This is a genomic window from Staphylospora marina (assembly GCF_003856495.1).
Taxonomy (GTDB): Bacteria; Bacillota; Bacilli; order Thermoactinomycetales; family Thermoactinomycetaceae; genus Staphylospora; species Staphylospora marina.
This window is the reverse complement of sequence record NZ_CP034118.1, coordinates 799,948-821,237: the sequence shown is the minus strand read 5'-3', so window position 1 is coordinate 821,237 and position 21,290 is coordinate 799,948. Positions and strand designations below refer to the sequence as shown.

The following is a 21,290-nucleotide window of genomic DNA, read 5'->3' as shown; positions in this document are numbered from 1 at the left end:
CCCCTCTCTCGCTCATCGGTTCCATCCTAGTATATGGGCCGCCTCAAAGGGGTATACACCCGGAGTTTCACGGCAACCATCCGGCGGAAACGGCTTCGGCATGGATGATTTGTCCGATCAACCAGACAAACCCGATCGCCGACAAGATTCCCGCAATGTTTCCGATCAGCTTGTCTTCGCTGCCACCGCTTTTGATTTGGATGCCGATCCCGGAGAAATTGAATTTTTTCATCCACGGCCAAAAGAATGGTACACCCGCACGGGTGAGTGCGTCAGCCAGCAAATGAGAAAGATAACCCACGGCGGCCGCCTTGGCCAGGGAAGGTGAAATCAGGTAGACGGTCCAAGTCACGTAAGCCGTGGCAAGCAAGGAATGCGTCACGCTGCGATGGGGAACGTACGCGACCCCCGCGGCAAACACTCCCGCAAGCAATACCCAGAGAGGAAGGCTTTTGAGAAAATACAGGAGTATGGCAACCACACCGAGAGAAGCCAAAGCAAAAGACCGGAATTTCCGGTTGAGAGAAGGAAACAAAAAGTTGTTGATGAGACTGCCGTCCTCGTCGATGTCCGGCAACAGCGACGCCACGCTGGCGGTCACGATGGTGAGTGCCATCATGCCCACATCGTCAACACTGCCGGATGAAACGGCCAACCCCACGCCGGTGGCCAGTCCGATGGCAAAATGGCTTCTTCCTTCCATGCTGTCTCCTCCAAGATGAATAATGATGCCATATCAATGCAACATGTTTCCATTGTTGATTGTAACACAAAAACACCCCTGCCGGGCGAGGTGGCCGAAAGGGGTGCTTCACAAACGGCTGTTCAGTTTTGCATCACAAAGTCGTTGCTCACGGTTTCACCTTCACGGAACACCCGGAGAATCTCATACCGGGTGTTGCGCTGAGCGGGGATTTTTCCGGCTTCACGGATCAACCGCAATATCATGTTGGTGTTCACTTTGTGAGTGGTTCCCGCGGCGGAAACCACATTCTCCTCAATCATCGTGCTGCCGAAGTCGTTGCATCCGTATCGGAGAGACAGCTTCCCGATCTCGGGCCCCATCGTCACCCAGGAAGATTGCAAATTGGGGATGTTGTCCAACATGATGCGGGAAACGGCAACGGCTTTCAGATATTCTTCGGGCGGCAATTTCTCACGCTTCAGATTCGTGTTGTCCGGTTGGAACGTCCACACGATGAAGGCGAGGAAACCCCCGGTTTCATCTTGTGCTTCACGGACGCGAAGCAAGTGTTTCACACGATGCTCGACGGTTTCACCGAAGCCGATCACCATGGTGGCCGTGGTATGCATGTTTTGGCGATGCGCTTCCTGCATCACGTCCATCCAGTCTCTCCAGGAACCTTTCAGGCGGCTGATCTTGCGTCGAATCTCATCGTCCAGAATCTCCGCCCCGCCGCCGGGCAGCGAATCCAGCCCCGCTTCTTTCAGTTCCCGGATCACTTCCGAAAGGGACAAGCCGGAGACTTCCTTGATCTTCATCACTTCCGCGGGGGAAAAGGAATGGATGTGAATGGACGGGAACCGTTCCTTGATTCCCCGCAGCAAACGGGTGTAATACTCAAGGGGAAGATCGGGGTTGGTTCCCCCTTGCATCAGAATTTCCGTGCCGCCCACGTCCACGGTTTCCTGGATCTTTCGGTAAATCACTTCATCCGGAAGGACGTAACCTTCCTTCGAACCGGGAGCCCGGTAGAAGGCACAAAAACGGCAATAGGTGTCGCAAATGTTCGTATAGTTGATGTTCCGGCCGATCACGAAAGTCGTGACGGGTTCCGGGTGAAGCTTCAGCATCAGACGGTTGGCCGCCCAACCGAGTTTTTCGATTTCATCGCTCTCCCAGAGGGCCACTCCGTCTTCGAAACCAAGTCGCTCACCGGCGAGCGCCCGGTCCAGAATGGCGTCGATCTTGGACATGGGGCGATTCCTCCTCTGATCCGCTTCTAGTCGGGGATATCGTCAAGTTTATCCTATCACAAACCGCTCGGCATGTCTTGAAGAGAATCCCGCCTTTTCGCCGCGGAAACCGGCACCGGACGCGAAATCTCCCGGAAATGCCGGAGCGGGCACGACGGCGAGGATCCCCGAAACGAAAAAACCGGCCGAATGTCCGGCCGGAATCTCTCATTCCAACATGGTCTCCAACTGTGTGCTCCCCTGGTGCCGAGGGTCGGACTCGAACCGACACGGTAGAAACCTACCCCAGGATTTTAAGTCCTGTGCGTCTGCCTGTTTCGCCACCCCGGCAAATATAAAAAATGGAGCGGAAGACGGGATTCGAACCCGCGACCCCCGCCTTGGCAAGGCGGTGCTCTACCACTGAGCCACTTCCGCAAGAAAATGGTGGTTCGGGACGGAATCGAACCGCCGACACGAGGATTTTCAGTCCTCTGCTCTACCGACTGAGCTACCGAACCGTTATGTAATTATCGCGACTGACAATGAGGATTATAACATGGATCCATGGACAAAAGCAAGCATTTTTTTCATGTTTTTCTCTGTCTGTGATCTTCCGTCAGCGCAGTTGTTCCCGCTCACGTCGCAGGGCAAACCGTTCGTTCATCAGTTTCAGCTTGGCACGGATCTCCGCCTGCTTCACGGGGGGTTCTTCCGCCTCCTCCGCTTCCGGTTCCGGGCGATGTTTCAGGCTTGCCGGAAGCTTCCCGGCCCGGGCCGCGCCGGCCGTCTTTTTGGCCCCCCGTTGCGTCGCCTTTTTCTGTCCGTCCCAAGACTCCTTGCGCGCCAGCTCAAGGGCTTCTTCGATGGTCCGAACCCGTGCGCGCTGCCATTGTCCGGCAATTTTCTCCACCAATTTCCGTGGCAGTTTGTAGTCATACCGGAGCAGGACATATTCCAACAGCACGTTGATGACACCGGCCGGAAGGCCGTATTGGTGCATCAGCGATTCGACCAGTTTCACGTCGCTGTCCGGGATGCGCTTTCCCTGATGGTAATGGGACAGCAATTCCAGCGGAGACATCTCCGCCAATTGACGAAAATGTCGTTCCTCTTCGGTGAGACCCTCTTCTTCCCGGTCTTTCCGGGCAGGGGCCGGCTGATCATCCCCCTGGACCTTGACGCTTCCACGCTTGACGGTCACCACCGGGGAACCGCCGAAACGGAGACGGTATTCATTTTTGACGAACGACCTGAGCCGTTCCATGTTGATCCGCCCGCCATGGGTGACATACGGGTTCTGAAGGGCCTTGATGAGGTCCCAGTCATCCAGACTGTAGAGAAAACGGATCTCTTTCAATTCCCGGAGCAATTCCGGAGTCCAGGTTTGTTCGTCCACCAATCCACCCAAACGCATGCGCACCAGCGCGAGAGAATCTTCATCATCCCACTCGGGCAACTTCCCTTGGTCGAAGCGGTCTCCCTCCCACTCCAGCATGCCGAGCTCATCTCTCCGGAGTTCCGCCGAACGGGCCAATTCCTGGGGAGTGAGGCTTTCGAACACCTCGGAAAACGAGCGGGTGACATTGACCGCCGTGCCGTCTTCCGCGTTTTTCCGGCCGACGGTTCCCACCAGTTCCTCACGCAGTTGCAAAAAACGCTCCTTGCCCACCTGCCTGCACAACGTCAGGCTCAGCACGTCGCTCTGGAAAAAGCGCTCGGGCAAAAGCGGCGGAATCACCTCATATTCGTACAAAATCCCCTGCTCCCGATCCCGCAATTCCCATGTGTTCAACAGCCCGACGCCTTCAAGGGCATGGCGCGCTTCCAACCAGGCTTCATGTGAAAGAGACACCATCCGGAGCAGATGGGAGTGTTTGTAAACGGGGGAGACCCCGGAGCGATGAGGGGGGAGAAGGTTGGACAATGTCATGTACAAGGCGACGGATGACGCACCCACAATGGGTTGATACAAATGAACCAACGCATAGTAATCCGAACTGCCCAACTGACGGTTCATGCGACAACGCCAACCTGCATCCATCCGAAAAATGCCCATCCGCGGCCCTCCTCGTCACGGCAAATGTTTGTTCTGTGATCTTCTTCAAGGGAAAAACCCGGGATCAGTCGTTGTCTTTCCCGGGTTTTTGCATTTCATGTCTCGAACGGTTCAACAAATCTTCCAACTCACTGACAAACACGTTGATATCCTTGAACTGACGGTACACCGAAGCAAACCGCACATAGGCCACTTCGTCGATTTCGACCAGCCGCTCCATGACCATTTCCCCGATTTCCTTCGAATGCACTTCGGTTGTCCCGCAGTGACGCAGTTTGCGTTCGATCTCTTCCACCAACATCTCCAGGCGTTCGGTGGGAACGGGTCTTTTCTCACAAGCCCGGAGCAACCCGTCCAACAGCTTCTTCCGGCTGAACTCCTCGCGGCTGTTGTCTTTCTTGATGACCCTGAGCGGCTGTTCTTCAATGGTTTCAAAGGTGGTGAAACGCTGCTCGCAGTGCTCGCATTCCCTGCGTCTGCGGATGGCACTCCCGTCGCTGGCCGGTCTGGAATCGAGCACGCGGCTGCCGAGACGACCGCAATACGGACATTTCAACTCTGGCTCCCTCCCCGAGCCCCGGCATTTGGAATCAGACGACATCCATCACGGAGATGGCGGTCTGCATCCGGTGGTCATCTTCTCCCTTTCACACAATCTGTTTTCTTATTTTACTCCGCTTCGATCCGTTTTTCTATAATTTCTCCGTCCACGCTCCGTCACCCCGCTTGCCGTATGGCCGTTTCCGGTTTTTCGGCGGGCTTTTCCGCCCGCGAAAGCAGGATCACCGTCACGATGATGCACAATCCGCCGACAAGCTCGAACAACCCCGGGCGATGTCCCAGCCAAACGATGGAGACCAGCATGGCGGAGAGCGGTTCGGCACTGCCCAGCATGCCCGTTTTGTCCGGAGTGATGTAACGCAAACTGTCCAAAAACAGATGAAAGGGAATGAGCGTGCCGAACACGATGACGAAGGCAACCAGCCCCCACTCTTCCCAGGACAAGTCGGGAGCGGCGCTTCCCCACGGAGGACGGATCAGGGACAAGAAAAATCCTCCGATCAACATGCCCCATCCGACCGTCAGCGTGGAGCCGTGGCGGCGGATGAGTTCCACCGGATACATCGTGTAGAACGCGGCGGTGATCGCGGACAACAGCCCCCAGATCACGGCGGGCAGCGGCACGGTCAGCCCGCCGAAAGAGCCGTTGGTCACCAGGAAAAAGGTCCCCACCATGGCCAGCGCCAATGCAGACATGTCCTTGATTCCCGGCATTCTTCGCCACCTCAACGCCAAAAAAACCGTGATGAACGGAGCGCTGAGAAACTGGAGCAGCGTGGCCGTCGCCGCGTTTCCTTCCGCCACCGCCGCGAAAAACGTATACTGAACGCCCAGCATCCCCGCCAGGCCGAACAGCAGGAAGCGACCCCGTTCCCCCCCGGTTTTCCACGGCGCCCACACGTCCCGTCCGCCGGCGGCGGCCATGGCGACCAATGCCAAGCCCGAAATCAGCAGCCGGATGGAAACCAGCCAGCCGGCCTCCACATCGGCCCGTTGAAACAACACTTGTGCCACGGTCCCGGAAATGCCCCACAAAGAAGCTCCGACGATCACCATCCATACGCCGCGAATGCGCGGCGGAATCCGATTGACCACCCGCCACACCCTTTCAGACGATCATTGTAACCAATTCATCAAATCCATTTTAAAGGAAACCGGGTATGGAGAATAGAACTCTCTCATGGAAAAAAGCGGGCGACTCTCTCCAGCTCTCTGTCGCCGAGGGAGGGTTCTATGCAAGGACGGATCATCCGAAAAGAATCGTTCCAGGTGGTGGGGTTGCCGTGGACCGGTCCATATACCATGTCCAGGGAACTGAACAAATTGTGGGAAGTGTTCCTCAAGCGGGTCAACGAAATTCCCCACCAGACCGATCCCGGAGTGTTTGTCTGCCCGTGTCATGACCGTGTGACGGATTTCACCTGCTACATCGCCGTCGAAGTCTCCCGCGTCGAGCAGATTCCCGCAGGCATGGTGGCCCTCACCGTCCCGACGCAAACGTACGCCGTCTTCACGCACCGGGGCCCCATCCGAAACGTGCCCACCACCTACCAGAAAGCCTGGAAATGGATCGAACGCAAAGGATTTCGCAAGGATCACAGCACGCTGGGGCTGGAGATCTACAATCACCACTACATTCCGGTGACGCATGATCCCGCCGAGCCGGACAACATGTATGAAATCTTCATCCCGATCAAACGTCCCTGATGAAGTCCGGAAGAAGGACAAACGGCTTTTGCCGCATGACATCGCTGCGGCGAAAGCCGTTTTTTCATGAAGTTCGCCTTGCACGGTCATAAAAAAACCGCCCGGCGGGCAACCCGGACGGCGAAACAAGTGCCATGCTTGTATGAAAAAAGGACGCAACGTGACAAATCACAAATCAGGCGGTAACTCCTTGAGGCATGCGTTGTCCGACATATTTCACCAGGTCGACGACGCGGCAGGAATACCCCCACTCGTTGTCGTACCAGGCGAGCACTTTCACCTGACGATCGCCGATCACCATCGTGGAGAGGGCATCCACGACGGAAGAATATTCGCTGCCGTTGAAGTCGGAAGAAACCAGCGGCTCCTCACAGAACTGGAGAATGCCTTTCATCGTGGTTTCAGCGGCGTTTTTCAGGGCGGCGTTCACTTCTTCCGCGGTGACGGCACGCTTCAGATCCACGACCAGGTCCACCACGGATACGTTCGGAGTCGGAACGCGGAGAGCGAAACCGTTCAGTTTGCCCTTCAGTTCCGGAATCACGATGCCGATCGCCTTGGCGGCACCCGTCTTGGTCGGAATGATGGACTGGGCGCAGGCACGGGCGCGGCGCAGATCCTTGTGGGGATTGTCGAGGTTTTTCTGGTCATTGGTGTATGCATGAACGGTGGTCATCAGACCGTGCTCGATTCCGAACGTTTCGTGCAGCACTTTCACCACGGGAGCCAGGCAGTTGGTGGTGCAGGAAGCGTTGGAAACGATATGATGCTCGTCCGGGTTGTAGATTTCTTCGTTGACGCCCATCACGATCGTCGCGTCTTCATCCTTGCCCGGAGCGGTGATCACCACTTTCTTGGCACCGGCTTTCAGATGTTTGGAAGCGCCTTCACGGTCGGTGAATTTGCCCGTGGCCTCCACGACGACGTCGATGTTCAAGTCCGCCCACGGAAGTTCTTCCGGGTTGCGGTTGGACACCAGTTTGACAAACTTGCCGTTCACGGTGAAACCGTTTTCTTGTGCGGTGACTTCGGCGTCGAACGTTCCGTGAATCGTGTCATATTTGATCAAATGAGCCAGTGTTGCGGCGGGATAGCTGGCATTGACGGCCACAACGTCAAGTTCCGGATCAAGGATGGCCTTGCGGAATACCATGCGGCCGATGCGGCCGAAACCGTTGATCGCGATGCGCAGTGCCATGAGATGAACTCCTTCCGCTCAATTGTTACATACGAACTCCTCTTCCTATTATAATCAGTATGTCACATTTTGCAACCGAGCGTGAAAAAACCCTGCTCCATTTCCGGAACAGGGCATCTTATTTCTGCTCTTTTTTCAGCAGATCGCTGTACAATTGCCGGTATTTTTCATAAAAATAGGAGACTCGTTGGACATAGTGACGGGTTTCCCCGTAGGGAATTTGCGAAGCGTTTTGCCGCGTCCCGTCCCAGACTCCCGAATCCAGCCATTTCTGCACGCGCGTGGGCCCCGCGTTGTACGCGGCCACCACCGCCACTTTGTTTCCCTTGAAACGTTCGGTCAAATGAGCGATGTACCAACTTCCCATCCGGATATTGATCGCCGGGTCATCCACGTAATCCCGGAATGCCGGAGAAAAGTTGCCCAATTTGATGGCCTCGTCGACCGTACCCGGCATCAATTGCATCAATCCCTTGGCTCCGGCGCGGGATTGCTTGTCCGGGTCAAACTTTGTCTCCACCCGAATGATGGCCATCACCAGAAACGGATCCGCCCCGGTCGCCTCCGCACTGTCCAGTATGTACTCTTCGTATTCAAGCGGATAGATCCATCGGTTGAACAGCGGAATGGCAACCATCAAAAAGAGCAGGATGACGGTGAAAACGACAAAAAGCGTCCGTTTCGGTGGAAGTGCGTCGATGGCGGGCTTTACCCACCGCTTGATTTCAGCGATTTCCATAATTGATCAACCTGTCTTTCTGTTTCTGACAGTGTACCGCTGTTGTCGATCACATAATCAGCCATCTGTTTCTTGATCTCGATGGAAAGCTGTGCGCGGATTCGCGCCTCGGCTTCTTCCGCACTCCATCCGTTCCTGTCCATGAGCCGTATTTTTTGAAGCTCTTCGGGTACATATACCACAATAACTTTTTCGACAAATTGTGTCAAATTCTCCTCGATCAACAGCGGAACATCCCAAATGATCACCCTTTCGGGCTCCGCCTCGCGAATGGCGGTTGTCTTGCTTCGCATTTCCCCGATGATCAGGGGATGGAGGATCCGATTCAAATCCTTCCGGGCATCGGGGTTGCGGAAGACCAGATCGCCCAATGCCCGACGATTCAGGCCCCCCCGTTCGTCCAACATCTCTTTTCCGAACCGGTTCACCACTTTTCGGAGTCCTTCGCTCCCCGGTTCCACCACTTCCCTTGCGACCAGGTCCGCATCCACCACGGCCGCACCACGGGCGCGGAACATGGCGGAAACGGTACTTTTCCCGGTGGCGATGCCTCCCGTCAGTCCCAGAATCATCTTCCGCATCTTCTCCTCAAAACAGTCTCACACAACCCAAAAGAAGCAAAATGAGGCCCGGCAACAAGTTGACGGCTTTGTCCCATTTCCGGCCCGAAAGCAATCCTCCCCATTTCATCCCCGCTCTCAGGAAGAGACCGCTCATTGCCGCCACCAGCATGGCGACCGGAAGCGCCGGAGCCCCGACAAACGCCGCTCCGATTCCCGCGCCCGTCGAATCAAGAGCCAATGCACTCCCCAACAGTACCGCCTCTTTTCCGGAAATGGAACCGGAGCCGTCCAAATCCGCGGCCATGGGCTCCTTCAGGATGTGAATCACCAACCCCAGCGACGGGATTCGAAGCGTCCAGATCCGGGCGGAAGGCGCCTCTCGGGGAAGATTCCGACCTTCTCTTCTCACGGCCCGTGTGGCCTGCACGATCGCCCAGCATCCCAATCCGATAAAGATCCAGGCTCCCAAACGAACGGCCGTTTCCGGCGGAATCCAGGTTTCCAGCACATTCCCGAAACTCATCGCCGCAAACACGGCCCCCCCGGAGCACATGGCAATGATCAGGACGGAAGAAAGCGGGATGTGCATGCGGCGGATCCCGTAAGTCATGCCGACTCCAAACCCGTCCATACTGACCGCCAGCGCCAGCCACAACATCGAAAGCAAGTGTTCCATGCACCCCACGTCCCTTCGATTCCCGGTGATCGTCCGACAGTCGGAAAACCGGACTCCTTGATCATATGCAGCGGACGCGGGCAAAGGTGAATGTCGAAGGGACGGAGAATTTCACGCTCCTCCTGACGGTGGCGTAAATCCCCGGTCAGGTTGATCGGATCATCGGACTGAAGACGGTGAGGAGGCAGGCGCGCTCGGCTGGCAAACCGGACACCAGTGGGTTCCTCGACCGGCGACCACCGTACGGATGATCGGAGTCGCGCATTTCATGCAAGGTTCCCCTTTTCGCCCGTAAACTTTGATGCGCAACTGGAAATACCCCATTTCTCCTTCTCCGTTGACGTAAGACCGAACCGATGAGCCTCCCGCTTCAATGGCTTCGGCCAGAACGCGGCGAATCTCCGCATGGAGCCGCCCGGCTTCGTCAACCGTCAGGGAAGAAGCGGAACGTTCCGGATGAATTCCGGCAGCAAAGAGTGACTCGTCCACATAAATATTGCCAAGACCGGCCAAGAATTCCTGATTCAGGAGGAGAGCCTTGATCTTGGTGGTCCGCCGGGCCAGCTCCCGGCGAAACCACTGCACGTCGAACGCATCCGACAACGGTTCGGGGCCCAGCTTCGAAAGAGGGGCCTGTCCGTCTTCTTCTCCTGCCCGGAACAAATCCATGGTGCCGAACTGCCGCACATCCCGATACCGAAGTTCGGTGCCGTCCGTAAACCGGAAAATGACATGGGTGTGTTTTTCCAGCGGTTCATCCCGGTTCGCCACCCGGTACTTTCCTTCCATTCGGAGATGGGAGACCAATGTCCACGGCGGACAGAGGATTTTGAGGAATTTTCCCCTCCTTTCCACCCCGGCGATGGTCGCACCCGCCAAGCAGAACTTGAATTCTTCCGGATCGGGCCGCCGAATGATGCGCGGAAGGCGCACTTCCACGTCTTCAATGGTTTTCCCGACCACGAGACGCTGAAGCGTCCGCCGGACGGTTTCCACCTCAGGCAATTCCGGCATGGTTTCTCTCTCCTTTCCCCCGGCACACAGCCCCGCAGCTTTCTCATGTCTCACGATTCACGCGACCTGCGGAGCGTTCATTTCGCTTCGTACCAGTTTCTGCCGCTGCTGACGTCCACGCGGAGCGGCACGGACAAAGGCAAGGCATCTTCCATCAGATCGCGCACGAGTTGTTTCATTTCCTCCAGTTCCTCTTCCGGAACCTCGAAAATCAGTTCGTCGTGCACCTGAAGCAACATGCGGCTCTTCAGGTTGCGGGCCTGCATTTCCCGTTCCACCCTGAGCATGGCGTGTTTGATGATGTCGGCCGCCGTTCCCTGGATCGGAGTGTTCATCGCCGTCCGTTCCGCAAAGCTGCGTTCTCCGTAGTTGCGGGAATGAATCATCGGCAACCAGCGGCGACGCCCCAGCAAAGTGGTCACATACCCGTCCTGCTTGGCCTTTTGGACCACTTCTTCCATGTACCGCTTCACGCCGGGATATGTCTCGAAATACCGCTCAATGAACTCCTTGGCTTCTTTCTGCGGGATGTCCAGGTTTTGTGCCAGGCCGTATCCGCTGATTCCGTACACGATCCCGAAATTGACCGCCTTCGCCTGGCGGCGCATGAGCGGGGTCACCTCGTCTTCGGACACCCCGAACACTTCCATCGCCGTGGCGGTGTGAATGTCCCGGTTCTCACGGAACGCGCGTCGCAGGTTCTCATCTTCGGAAATGTGCGCCAGCACCCGCAGCTCGATCTGCGAATAGTCCGCGGCGAGAATGAGCCAGCCCGGTTCGGAAGGAACGAACACTTTCCGGATTCTGCGACCTTCTTCGAGTCGAATCGGAATGTTCTGCAGGTTGGGTTCCGTGCTGGAAAGGCGTCCCGTCGCCGTCACGGTCTGGTTGAATGAGGTGTGGATTTTGCCGTCCCCGGCAATCTCCTTGCGCAGCCCCTCCACATAGGTGGAATGAAGTTTGCCCACCTGGCGGAAATGCAGGATCTTTTCCACGATTTCATGTTGGGGAGCCAGTTTCTCCAGCACATCGGCACTGGTGGAATAGCCGGTCTTCGTCTTTTTCAGCACGGGAAGTCCCAGTTTGTCAAACAGGATTTCCCCCAGTTGTTTCGGAGAGTTGATGTTGAATTCCGTTCCGGCCAGTTCGTATATTTCGCGCTCCAGCCGGTCCAGATTTTCCTTCAGTTCCACTCCGAGCTCGTCCAATCCGTCCCGGTCCACGGCGACACCCCTTTGTTCCATGCGGGCCAAGGTGAACGCCAGCGGAAACTCCAGGTCAAACATCAACGCATCCATGCCCGCTTCTTTCAGCTCACGGGCCAGCACCGGTTCCAGCCGATGAAGAGCTTCCGCCTTGCGGGCCAGATGAGCGGCCAACGGCTCTCCTTGCGGAATCGATTTTTTGGCGCCTTTGCCGTACACGTCTTCATCGGAAGGAATGCGTTCCCCGAGATGTTTGGCAACCACGTCGGACAGTTCCGTCCGGCTTTCGGACGGATTGAGCAAGTAGGCGGCCAGCAAGGCATCAAACGACCAGCCTTCCGAATTCAGCCCTTCTTTTTCCAGGAGCAGCTTTGCACGTTTGACGTCAAATGCGACTTTGTTCCGGGACGGATCTTCCAGCCATCGGCGAAACGCCGGCCAGTTTTCCGCCTCCTCCAAGGTCAGGAACGCGTGCCGCTCCCCGTCGGACAACGCCAAGCCGACCACGGCGGACCGATGGTAATTCTCTCCGTCCGCTTCCACCACCAGCGCCAACCGCTTCCGTTCGAACAGTCCTTCAAGCGCAATCCGCTCTTCTTCGCCGCGGATCATCGTCACCTTCAATTCCGGAAGCGGTTCGTTCGTCTGCAGCGGTTCCTGCGTCTTGCGATCTTTTTCGATCCGGTCAATCAGGGTCTTGAACTCCAGCTTTCGGAACACCTCGGCCACCCGCTGCACATCGAGGGGCGGCAGTTTCAGATCTTCCACCTTGAAAGGAAGCGGCACTTCCGTGAAAATCGTCGCCAACTTCTTGCTGAACAAGGCCTGCTCTTTGAATTCACGGATCTTTTCCTGCAGTTTTTTGCCGGACACGGCATCCGCGTTGGCCACCACGTCTTCCACGGTGGGAAATTGGTGAAGCAGCTTGAGCGCCGTCTTTTCCCCCACCCCGGGAATGCCCGGAATGTTGTCGGACGGATCCCCCATCAGTCCCTTCAAATCGATGATCTGCCGGGGTTCCAGTCCATATCGCTCTTTCACCGCGCGAACGTCGTAAGTTTCGAGCTCGGTGACTCCCTTTCGGGTGAGCATCACGCGGACACGATCGTTCACCAGTTGCAGAAGATCCTTGTCCCCGCTGACGATTCGCACTTCCATGCCTTCGGTTTCCGGTGAATGGGCCAGCGTTCCGATGATGTCGTCGGCTTCGTATCCGTCCATGCCGAAATGACGGATGCCGAACGCATCCAACACCTCATGAATCAGGGGGATCTGTTCGGACAACTCCCCGGGGGTTTTCTGGCGCGTTCCTTTGTATTCTCCGTACTCCCTGTGGCGGAACGTGGTTTTTCCCTCATCAAATGCCACGAGAACGTGGGTCGGTTTTTCCTCTTCGATCACTTTCATCAGCATCATGGTGAATCCGTACACCGAGTTGGTGTACAGTCCGCTCGCGTTGCTGAGAAGCGGAAGGGCGAAAAACGCCCGATACGCGATGCTGTTTCCGTCGATCAATACCAGCTTTTGCACGAACCTCACACCTTCCGAAACACGACGTGCCGCTCCCGCGGAATCCGCCTTCCGCGGCAAGGATCCCGAACTTTCTTTCGCACATGATTATTGTACCATGGCCCATTTTCCTGCTTCCACCAAAGCCACGGCGATTTTGAGGCAATTCTCCGCCTTCCGTTCGAGAAAAGCATGCCGATTTGACAATGTCCGCTCGGCTTGCATAAGCGGAGGAGGATTCGCGCAACATGACACTGACAACCGTTTAGGAGGGATGCACATGGGCATTTTGAGCGGGTATCCGAAAGCCGAACCGGCGCATTACGGGGAAATTTACGATGCATTCATGACCCTGGCCGGGGGGCAAGCGATGATTTCCCGCTACCAGTTGTTCTACAACCACTGCGGCGACGAAGATCTTCGGGAGTTCATCCATCACATCATCGAAAATCGTCTCCGTCCGCACGTGGAAGAACTGAAAAATTTCCTGAAGGAAAACGGCGCCCCCTTGCCTCCCGCTCCGGCGGAGCGCGGCGAGGCGGACCGGGAACGGATCCCCCCCGCCGCCCGTTTCACGGATCCGGAAATCGCCACGATGGTGGCCGCCGATCATGCGATCGGATCCTCGGCAGACACCGCGGCCATGGTGAAATGTCTGCGTGAAGACATCGCCGCGATGTACGCCAAATTCAACGCGGAAAAAATCGCCGACGGCGCCAGATTGCTCCGCCTCATGAAGGACAAGGGCTGGATCATTCCGCCGCCGCTGCATGTGAAACCCCGCGAAGAGGTGCTCACGTAAAAACGGAAAACAAAAAACCGGTGACCCGTGTTCGTCACCGGTTTTTTGTTCGCCGTCACGAATCCAATGCCGCCCCGCACGACTCCACCTTATCGTCTCCCCCAAGTGATCCGGCCACCGGAAAACCCCCGGCATTCCCGTCTTGTTCCGCAAGGGCTTTTCCCGGACAGAAAAAAGGCCGGTCACGGAAAGCCTCCGTGCCGGCGCCCGGCAAATCGCTCTCTGTCAAAAACGATGAGCAAGCGACATCGGGATGAACAAAACACGATGTTTGAATGACCGGTTACCGTCCCGGTTGTCGGGCCATCAGCCACATGAAATAGGGAGCACCGATCAATGTGACGATGATGCCGGCGGGAATTCCGCTCGGATCGAGCAATACCCTGCCCGTGGTGTCCGCCGCCAGAACCAGAATGGCTCCCAACACCGCCGCCAACGGAAGGAAGCCTTGATGCCTCGGCCCGACCAGCGATCTTGCCATATGCGGTGCCAACAATCCCACGAAGGGGATCCCCCCGCTGACCGAAACCGAAGAAGATGCAAGCGCCACTGCAAGAAAGATCAGGATGAACCGTTCCCGTTTCACCCGAACGCCCAAACCGACCGACACATGTTCATGCAGGTTCAACACGTTGAGCACGCGGGACTTGGCAAACACCACGGGAACCAGCAGCACGATCCAGGGAAGAAGGGCCACCACGTACGGCCAATCATCTCCCCAAATCCGGCCGGCCAACCAATTGGCGAAAAAGTCGTAGTCCTCGGGATCCATCCGGATGCTCAACAGGAGAACGGCTCCGTTCAGTGCCGCGGCGATTCCGACCCCCACCAGCACCAACCGGTTGGGTTCGGCTCCCTCGCCTTTTCTCCAGGCAAACACATGAATCAACAGGGCGGCCCCCAATCCTCCCGTCAGGGCAAAGAACGGAAGACCAAATTGAAACAGGGAATGATCCGCCCGAAAAAACATGACGAACAAGACCACCGACAGCCCCGCTCCCGCGTTGATCCCCAAAATGCCCGGATCCGCCAGAGGATTTCGCGTCACGCTCTGCAGGATGGAGCCGGCAACCGCCAGTCCCGCTCCGGCCAGCATCGAAATCATGATCCGCGGGAGCCGGAATTCAAACAGAACCAGATTTTCTTTCATGGTTCCCTGCCCCAAAACGGTCCGCCACAGTTGGGAAGGAGAGAGTGAGACGGAGCCGGTCGCCACGCTGGTCACGAACAAAGCAATCAAAACCAGGAGGGCCCCCAGAAGGATCCAGCGGGTCTTCCGGATGATTTCCGGCCTGACATCCATCATCCCCTCCCTCCCTTCCGCGCCAAATACAGGAAGAACGGAATTCCCACGATGGAGACAACGGCACCGACCGGTGTCTCATAAGGGGCATTGACCAATCTGGCAACCGTGTCGGCCATGACCATGAACAAACCGCCGAAAACGGCCGAACACGGGATGATCCACCGGTAATCCGTGCCGACCAGCATCCGGACGATATGGGGAACCATCAATCCCACGAACGAGATGGGGCCCACGATCGAAACGGCCGCTCCGGCCAACACCAACACGATCAACATCAGCAGGGCCTTGGTCAGAAACGTCCGCTGTCCCAGTCCTTTGGCCACTTCCTCTCCGAAGCTGAGGATGGTGATTCCTCTGGAAGATGCCACGGCCCATACGATGCCGACGGCGATCACCGGAAACGCCACCGCAAGCTGCTTCCACCCGGTCCCGGAAACCCCGCCCGCGACCCAAAATGCCAGATCCTGCGCGAGCTTGAAATACAGGGCGATGCCTTCCCCCAAAGCGGTCAAAAGAGCAGACACCGCCGCACCCGCGAGGGTGATCCGGATCGGTGACATGCCGCCGGGAGTGAGGGAGCCCAAACCGAAAACCAGTCCGGCTCCCAATCCCGCTCCGATGAAGGAAACAAACATGATCGTCATGTAGGAAGCTCCGGGAAGGAATGCAAACATGCAGGCCAAAGCAAACGTCGCTCCGGCATTCAACCCCAGGAGACCGGGATCCGCCAGCGGGTTTCGGGTGATTCCCTGCATGATCGCCCCACTCACCGCAAAGGCCGCTCCGACGATGGCCGCCCCCAGCTCCCGCGGCAACCGGATGTCCGTGATGATGGCATGGGCCTCCTTCGAGGGATCCGGATTGAACACCGCCTGCCACACCGTTCGCACATCGATGTCCGCCGCTCCCACCGAAACGGCGAGCGCCAACATGCCCAACAGCGCGATCAGTCCCAGGACCAGCACCGAACCGCCGATCACCGGACGCGAAAACACATCATGCTTTCCCGCTTCTTTCGGAATGGCACTGTTCATTGCGACTTCTTCCTTCTCATCCGGCACCGTCATTTCCGGCTGGTCAATTCTTTCACGATGATCTCAAGCTCTTTTTCGAGGGAGATCGGATCATTGAAATAGAAAGACTTGGAATCAAATTCGATCACACGGTTGTTTTTGACGGCCGGCAGGTTTTTCCACACGTTGGTTTCCATGAAAGCGTTGTTGGTATCCGCGCTTTTTCCGACGAAAATGTAATCTCCGGCATATTGCGGGATCATTTCGGCCGAAATGGCTTTCCACCCCTGACCGAACACGTCTTCCTCCAGCTTTTTGGGAGCTTTCAGGCCAAGCGCCTGATAGATGACCTCCGTTCCGCGTCCCCAGTTTTTCCCGTAAACATAGAGATCCTTGCCGAATTGCTCAAGAACGGTGACCGTTGCGTCGGAGCCGAGGGCTTTCTGAACCTTCTCCCGTTCCACTTTTGCTTTTTCCTGCCACTGCTCCACCCACTCCCGGGCTTCCTGCTCTTTGCCCACCAGTTTCCCGATTTCGATGTGTTGCTGCAAATAGTCGTACTTCTCATAGGTGAAAGCCACCGTGGGGGCGATTTGCGACAATTTGTCGACCACTTTTTGATCATAGGAATAAACGATGATCAGGTCAGGGTTGAGAGCCACCAGTTTTTCAAGATTGTCGGTGCTGACCACTTCCGCACCATCCAGCTTGTTGCCGAAAAATTGGCTGCCTGTCGCCCATTGATCGACGGCAATCGGCGTGATGCCCAGTTTGAGCAGATTCCCGACGTAGGCCGTCGCAAACACCGCCACCCGTTTCGGTTGGGCGGGAACCTTGACATCCCCTTTTTCCGAATGGTACACCCTCGTTTCGGAATCCGAGGGGGCCCCCTGCTCCGCCGTTTCTCCGCCGGAGCATGCGGTCAACCAAGCGGAAATCATGACCACCAAACTCAGCAAAAACCCTTTTTTGAAAATCCTCATCCTCGTTTCCTCCGATGCAAAAAGAATGTGATGCGGCGTCTTGTCATGCAAGCGCCTCTTCCCGGGAGGCAAAAGGCGTCTGCAACAAATCATACGTGAGGCACACGGGTTTCCGCGTTCTCGGATCCAGCCCGATCTCCACATCAATGTGGAACACGTTTCGCAACACTTCCCGCGTCATCACTTCTTCGGGAGTTCCTTCCTTCACGATGGTCCCGTCTTTCATCGCCACCAGATAATCGGCAAAACGCGCCGCCTGGTTCAAGTCGTGAATCACCATGACCACGGTTCTGTTTTCTTTCCGGTTCAAATGCCTGAGCAACTCCAGCACTTCCAGCTGATGACAGAGATCCAGATAGGTCGTGGGCTCATCGAGCAAGATGATTTCCGTTTCCTGGGCCAGAGCCATGGCAATCCACACACGTTGCCGCTGTCCTCCGGAAAGCGCATCCACTTCCCGGTTCCGGAATTCGGACACGCCCGTCACTTGAAGTGCCCACTCCACCGATTTCACGTCATCGGCTTTCATCCGGCCCATTCCCCGCTGGTGCGGAAATCGGCCGTACGACACGAGTTCGCCCACGGTCAACCCTTCCGGCGCGGTCATCGTCTGGGGCAGGATCGCCAATTTCCGGGCGATTTTCCGGGTGGATTCTTTCCCGATTTCCTTCCCGTCCAGGTACACGGCTCCCGCTTTGGCCACGAGGATCCTGGCCATGGCTTTCAAAAGCGTCGATTTGCCGCAGCCGTTTGGCCCGATGATCGCCGTGACTTTCCCGTCCGGAATGCGGACGTTCAGCCCTTTGACAATGTCCGCGCCCCCGTACGAGACCGTCAGGTTCTCGGTATAAAGCCTGGACATGCTTCCCCTCCTGGTCCACCACGGTTGCCGGGGAACCGGCTCTGTTCCCGGCATCCTTATCTGTGATAATGATTCTCAGTTTCAAATGTATTTTATTGGAGGAGAAGGCGGGAGTCAATAGCATCTTCCTTTGAAGAAATGATCAAAATTGTCAATCAATGATTCCCCTCCGTGCTTCCATCCTTTTTTCAAAAACCCACTGCAACGAGCAAGCCCGGCTCCTCCCTTGGGTGTGACTGCTCTCCGCGGAAACCGGATGCACAAAAAAATGCCGGCTCTCCTCGAATGAAGACAGCCGGTGGCACGACTTCACGTCGTATAGACCGTCGCGGACAGATGCCTGACCAACGCCCGAATGTCGGTGTAGCCGAGAACGCTGTTGGTGGCGAGGGACAGCGTATAGGTATGCGTTCCGGCCGGAGGCGTATCCACCCACGACAAGGATACGGAGAAATAGTTGAACGCATCCGTGAGCAGGTTGGACACGGAACTGCCTGATCCGAAATCTTGGGAAACAATCAGCGTTCCGTCTCTCCTGATGAAATACGTCAGATCCAGATCAACCACGAGGAGCCCCAGCAAATCCCGTTCACCCTCGAGATTCACCGTGGAATCCAGTTTGACCTGTTCGGTACCGGTCGTGGTGATCGCTGGAAGCGTCAGAACGGTCACCTCGGTTCCTACCGGGAGATCAACGGCAGCTGTTTCTTGTGCAAACACCATGACCGGTGCTTCACCGGTAGGTCCTGTGGGGCCGGTCGGTCCCGTTTCACCGGTCGGACCCGTCGGTCCCGTCTCTCCCGTCGGGCCGGTCGGTCCCGTTTCGCCGGTCGGTCCCGTCGGTCCTGTATCCCCCGTCGGGCCAGGCGGTCCACCCGCCGGGCCGGTCGGTCCTGTCGGGCCGGTCGGTCCCATCGGCCCTGCCAGACCGGGGGCTCCCGTCGGACCCGTTGGTCCTGTCGGGCCGGTCGGTCCCGTCGGGCCGGTCACCCCGCGGATTCTTCGAAGTTGCCTGCGGAGCCTTCTCAAAAGCCGTCGATACAATCGGTCTTGGAACACGCGAATCGAGAACAACAACAAAATGAGAATCCTGATTCGCGTCTGACTGGCCTGAATTCTGTCCAATTGCCAACCTCCTTACCCATTTCAGCCCAACCGGCCATGGGTTCAAATCGGACCGGATGATCCCGTCACGTGAACATCATATGGAGATGAACGAACATTCGCACGTGACAGACGTACCCTTTCATCCCGGGACGCATAGCCTGATTTTATCGTCATGATTTTTTCGCGAGGAGTGCCCATGCCATGAAAACCAGCATCATCATTCCCGTCCACAACCGATGGAACCTGACATCCAGATGCATCAACAGCATCCGTCGGTGCACGCCGGAACCCTTTGAATTGATCATCGTCGACAACGGCTCCACGGACGAAACCGCGGAATCTCTGAAACAACGCTCAGAAGTCCGATACATCCGGAACGAAACAAATCTCGGTTTCCCCAAGGCCTGCAATCAGGGGATCGAAGCGGCTTCCGGTGAATACGTGTTGTTTCTGAACAATGACACGGTGGTGACACCCGGGTGGCTGAGACGGCTGCAGAGTGTGTTTGACAACCATGAGGACGCCGGGTTGGCCGGACCCGTCAGCAATTATTGCAGCGGTTATTTTCAGCAAATTCCCGTTCCATACCGGGACCCTGAAACGGAGCTGGATGCGTTCGCCGAAGAACACGCCCGCGTCAACCAAGGATTGGTTCGGGAAGTGTACCGGTTGGCGGGTTTTTGTCTGTTGACCAAACGAACCGTGCTGGAAAAAGCCGGAGGGTTTGATGAACGATTCGGGATCGGCACGTACGAGGACGATGATCTCTGTTTGCGCGTGACCAAAGAGGGGTTCCGTCTGTTTGTGGCACTCGATGCATTCGTCCATCACGAAGGGCATGCCACCTTCACCGCCACCCCCGATCTGAACATGCACTCCATCATGAACGAAAACCGGCAGATCGCCTCCCGCAAATGGGGATTTGACCTGCCGGAGCACCTGTTCTCCCGCAAATTGGATCTGACCGTCAGTCTGTGCATGATCGTGAAAAACGAAGAAGCCGTTCTCGGCCGCTGCCTGGACAGCGTCCGCGACCTGGTCGATGAAATCGTGATCGTGGACACGGGATCCACGGACCGGACCAAAGAAATCGCGGCAAAATACACCGACCGGATTTTCGATTTTCCGTGGGTGAACGATTTTTCGGCCGCCCGCAACTTCTCCTTTGATCAAGCCCGCATGGATTATATCCTCTGGTTGGATGCGGATGACGTACTGGAAGGGGATAACCGGGAAAAATTCCGGAAGTTGCGTGAAGAGTTGATGCCTTGGGTGGATGCCGTGACCATGGCATATCACCTCTCCTTTGACGAACGCGGAGAGCCCACCCATTCCCTCCGCAGAAACCGTTTGGTGAAGCGTCTTCCGCGGTTCCGGTGGACCGGAGCCGTTCATGAAGTCCTGGAAGTGGGCGGTCACATCATCGACAGCGATGTGGCGATTTCACATCGCCCCGTCAAACGGAGCTCACGGAACCCACGGAGAAATCTGGACATTTACGAAAACCTGGTTGCCGAAGGCCGGGAGCTCACGCCGCGGGATCTCTTTTACTACGCCAATGAATGCCTGGATCACGGGTTGCATGAACGGGCCATCGAATTGTACGAACAATTCCTGAACGACGGCCGGGGATGGGTGGAAGACGAAATCGCCGCATGCGGCAAAATGGCAGACTGCCATCTAGCGTTGGGGAACCACCGTCAGAGCATGGAAGCCGTGTTGCGTTCGTTCCGGTACGACGTGCCGCGGGCGGAAAATTGCTGCCGTCTGGGATTCCTGTTCATGCGGGAAGGGAAGTATGAACAAGCGGCCTACTGGTATGAACGGGCACTGGAAGCCAAACCGCCCCGACTGGCCTTGGTGAACCACGCTTGTTACAACTATCTCCCCCATCTGCAGCTCTGTGTTTGCTACGATCGGTTGGGCCAAATCGAGAAGGCGTATCATCACAATGAAATGGCCGCCCGCTACCGCCCGGACAGCCCCAGCGTGCTGCACAACCGAAAATATTTTGAAGCCCGGCTGAACAAAACCAAATGAGCTCCACCCCGGACGCGGATACTCAAAAA

General features: G+C 56.7%; 19 protein-coding genes and 3 tRNA genes. 3 read left to right on the top strand and 19 right to left on the bottom strand.

Annotation, left to right across the window (positions count from 1 at the left end):
* Positions 1 to 67: 67 nt before the first annotated feature.
* The 8 genes from EG886_RS04175 to EG886_RS04140 form a co-directional block, all read right to left on the bottom strand.
* Entirely contained in the window at positions 68 to 703 is a 636-nt protein-coding gene (locus EG886_RS04175; protein WP_124726962.1) for a metal-dependent hydrolase, read from the bottom strand.
* Between the two features lie 122 nt (positions 704 to 825).
* The gene (mqnC, locus tag EG886_RS04170) at positions 826 to 1,938 is read right to left on the bottom strand and encodes a cyclic dehypoxanthinyl futalosine synthase (RefSeq protein WP_124726961.1); all 1,113 of its coding nucleotides are present in this window, start codon (positions 1,936 to 1,938) and stop codon (positions 826 to 828) included.
* Positions 1,939 to 2,179: 241 nt separating this feature from the next.
* Positions 2,180 to 2,268, bottom strand: a tRNA-Leu gene (locus tag EG886_RS04165).
* A gap of 12 nt (positions 2,269 to 2,280) precedes the next feature.
* A tRNA-Gly gene (locus EG886_RS04160) sits at positions 2,281 to 2,355 on the bottom strand.
* 7 nt (positions 2,356 to 2,362) lie between these two features.
* A tRNA-Phe gene (locus EG886_RS04155) sits at positions 2,363 to 2,438 on the bottom strand.
* A 98-nt stretch (positions 2,439 to 2,536) separates the two neighbouring features.
* Positions 2,537 to 3,976 (bottom strand): DnaD domain protein, encoded by a 1,440-nt coding sequence (locus EG886_RS04150; RefSeq protein ID WP_124726960.1) that lies wholly within the window; start codon positions 3,974 to 3,976, stop codon positions 2,537 to 2,539.
* Positions 3,977 to 4,040: 64 nt separating this feature from the next.
* Positions 4,041 to 4,532 (bottom strand): transcriptional regulator NrdR, encoded by a 492-nt coding sequence (gene nrdR / locus EG886_RS04145; protein ID WP_124726959.1) that lies wholly within the window; start codon positions 4,530 to 4,532, stop codon positions 4,041 to 4,043.
* Between the two features lie 161 nt (positions 4,533 to 4,693).
* Complete coding sequence (locus tag EG886_RS04140; RefSeq protein ID WP_241154366.1) at positions 4,694 to 5,632, bottom strand: DMT family transporter; 939 nt, start codon at positions 5,630 to 5,632, stop codon at positions 4,694 to 4,696.
* Positions 5,633 to 5,770: 138 nt separating this feature from the next.
* On the opposite strand from EG886_RS04140, the gene EG886_RS04135 reads away from it, so the two are divergent.
* Complete coding sequence (locus tag EG886_RS04135) at positions 5,771 to 6,244, top strand: GyrI-like domain-containing protein (RefSeq protein WP_124726958.1); 474 nt, start codon at positions 5,771 to 5,773, stop codon at positions 6,242 to 6,244.
* A 175-nt stretch (positions 6,245 to 6,419) separates the two neighbouring features.
* On the opposite strand, the gene EG886_RS04130 is transcribed toward EG886_RS04135, so the two are convergent.
* From EG886_RS04130 to polA, 6 genes are all read right to left on the bottom strand, one after another.
* A complete protein-coding gene (locus tag EG886_RS04130) occupies positions 6,420 to 7,442 on the bottom strand; it encodes a glyceraldehyde-3-phosphate dehydrogenase (RefSeq protein WP_124726957.1) in 1,023 nt (340 codons plus the stop codon).
* A gap of 118 nt (positions 7,443 to 7,560) precedes the next feature.
* Positions 7,561 to 8,181 (bottom strand): lytic transglycosylase domain-containing protein, encoded by a 621-nt coding sequence (locus EG886_RS04125; protein ID WP_124726956.1) that lies wholly within the window; start codon positions 8,179 to 8,181, stop codon positions 7,561 to 7,563.
* The gene (gene coaE / locus EG886_RS04120) at positions 8,151 to 8,753 is read right to left on the bottom strand and encodes a dephospho-CoA kinase (RefSeq protein WP_124726955.1); all 603 of its coding nucleotides are present in this window, start codon (positions 8,751 to 8,753) and stop codon (positions 8,151 to 8,153) included. The genes EG886_RS04125 and coaE overlap by 31 nt, the downstream gene beginning before the upstream one ends.
* Before the next feature lie 16 nt (positions 8,754 to 8,769).
* Positions 8,770 to 9,420: a sporulation membrane protein YtaF gene (gene ytaF / locus EG886_RS04115; RefSeq protein WP_124726954.1), complete on the bottom strand. Its 651-nt coding sequence runs from the start codon at positions 9,418 to 9,420 to the stop codon at positions 8,770 to 8,772.
* A gap of 159 nt (positions 9,421 to 9,579) precedes the next feature.
* The gene (gene mutM / locus EG886_RS04110; RefSeq protein ID WP_124726953.1) at positions 9,580 to 10,434 is read right to left on the bottom strand and encodes a DNA-formamidopyrimidine glycosylase; all 855 of its coding nucleotides are present in this window, start codon (positions 10,432 to 10,434) and stop codon (positions 9,580 to 9,582) included.
* Positions 10,435 to 10,511: 77 nt separating this feature from the next.
* On the bottom strand, positions 10,512 to 13,169 hold the full coding sequence (gene polA, locus EG886_RS04105) for a DNA polymerase I (protein ID WP_124726952.1): 2,658 nt from the start codon (positions 13,167 to 13,169) through the stop codon (positions 10,512 to 10,514).
* 259 nt (positions 13,170 to 13,428) lie between these two features.
* Here polA and EG886_RS04100 point away from each other — a divergent pair, with 259 nt between their 5' ends.
* Entirely contained in the window at positions 13,429 to 13,950 is a 522-nt protein-coding gene (locus EG886_RS04100; protein WP_124726951.1) for a DUF3231 family protein, read from the top strand.
* A 283-nt stretch (positions 13,951 to 14,233) separates the two neighbouring features.
* Here EG886_RS04100 and EG886_RS04095 read toward each other — a convergent pair whose 3' ends face one another.
* The 5 genes from EG886_RS04095 to EG886_RS13870 all read right to left on the bottom strand — a co-directional run bounded on the left by EG886_RS04095 (position 14,234) and on the right by EG886_RS13870 (position 19,239).
* A complete protein-coding gene (locus EG886_RS04095; RefSeq protein WP_124726950.1) occupies positions 14,234 to 15,256 on the bottom strand; it encodes a FecCD family ABC transporter permease in 1,023 nt (340 codons plus the stop codon).
* Positions 15,253 to 16,290 carry a FecCD family ABC transporter permease gene (locus EG886_RS04090; protein ID WP_124726949.1) on the bottom strand — a complete coding sequence of 346 codons (1,038 nt, stop codon included), beginning with the start codon at positions 16,288 to 16,290 and terminating at the stop codon, positions 15,253 to 15,255. The genes EG886_RS04095 and EG886_RS04090 overlap by 4 nt, the downstream gene beginning before the upstream one ends.
* Positions 16,291 to 16,319: 29 nt before the next feature.
* Entirely contained in the window at positions 16,320 to 17,252 is a 933-nt protein-coding gene (locus EG886_RS04085) for an iron-hydroxamate ABC transporter substrate-binding protein (RefSeq protein ID WP_241154365.1), read from the bottom strand.
* Positions 17,253 to 17,295: 43 nt separating this feature from the next.
* Entirely contained in the window at positions 17,296 to 18,114 is an 819-nt protein-coding gene (locus EG886_RS04080) for an ABC transporter ATP-binding protein (protein ID WP_124726948.1), read from the bottom strand.
* A 309-nt stretch (positions 18,115 to 18,423) separates the two neighbouring features.
* A complete protein-coding gene (locus EG886_RS13870) occupies positions 18,424 to 19,239 on the bottom strand; it encodes a hypothetical protein (RefSeq protein ID WP_206425340.1) in 816 nt (271 codons plus the stop codon).
* A gap of 183 nt (positions 19,240 to 19,422) precedes the next feature.
* On the opposite strand from EG886_RS13870, the gene EG886_RS13655 reads away from it, so the two are divergent.
* Entirely contained in the window at positions 19,423 to 21,261 is a 1,839-nt protein-coding gene (locus EG886_RS13655; RefSeq protein ID WP_164491642.1) for a glycosyltransferase, read from the top strand.
* Positions 21,262 to 21,290 lie beyond the last annotated feature (29 nt).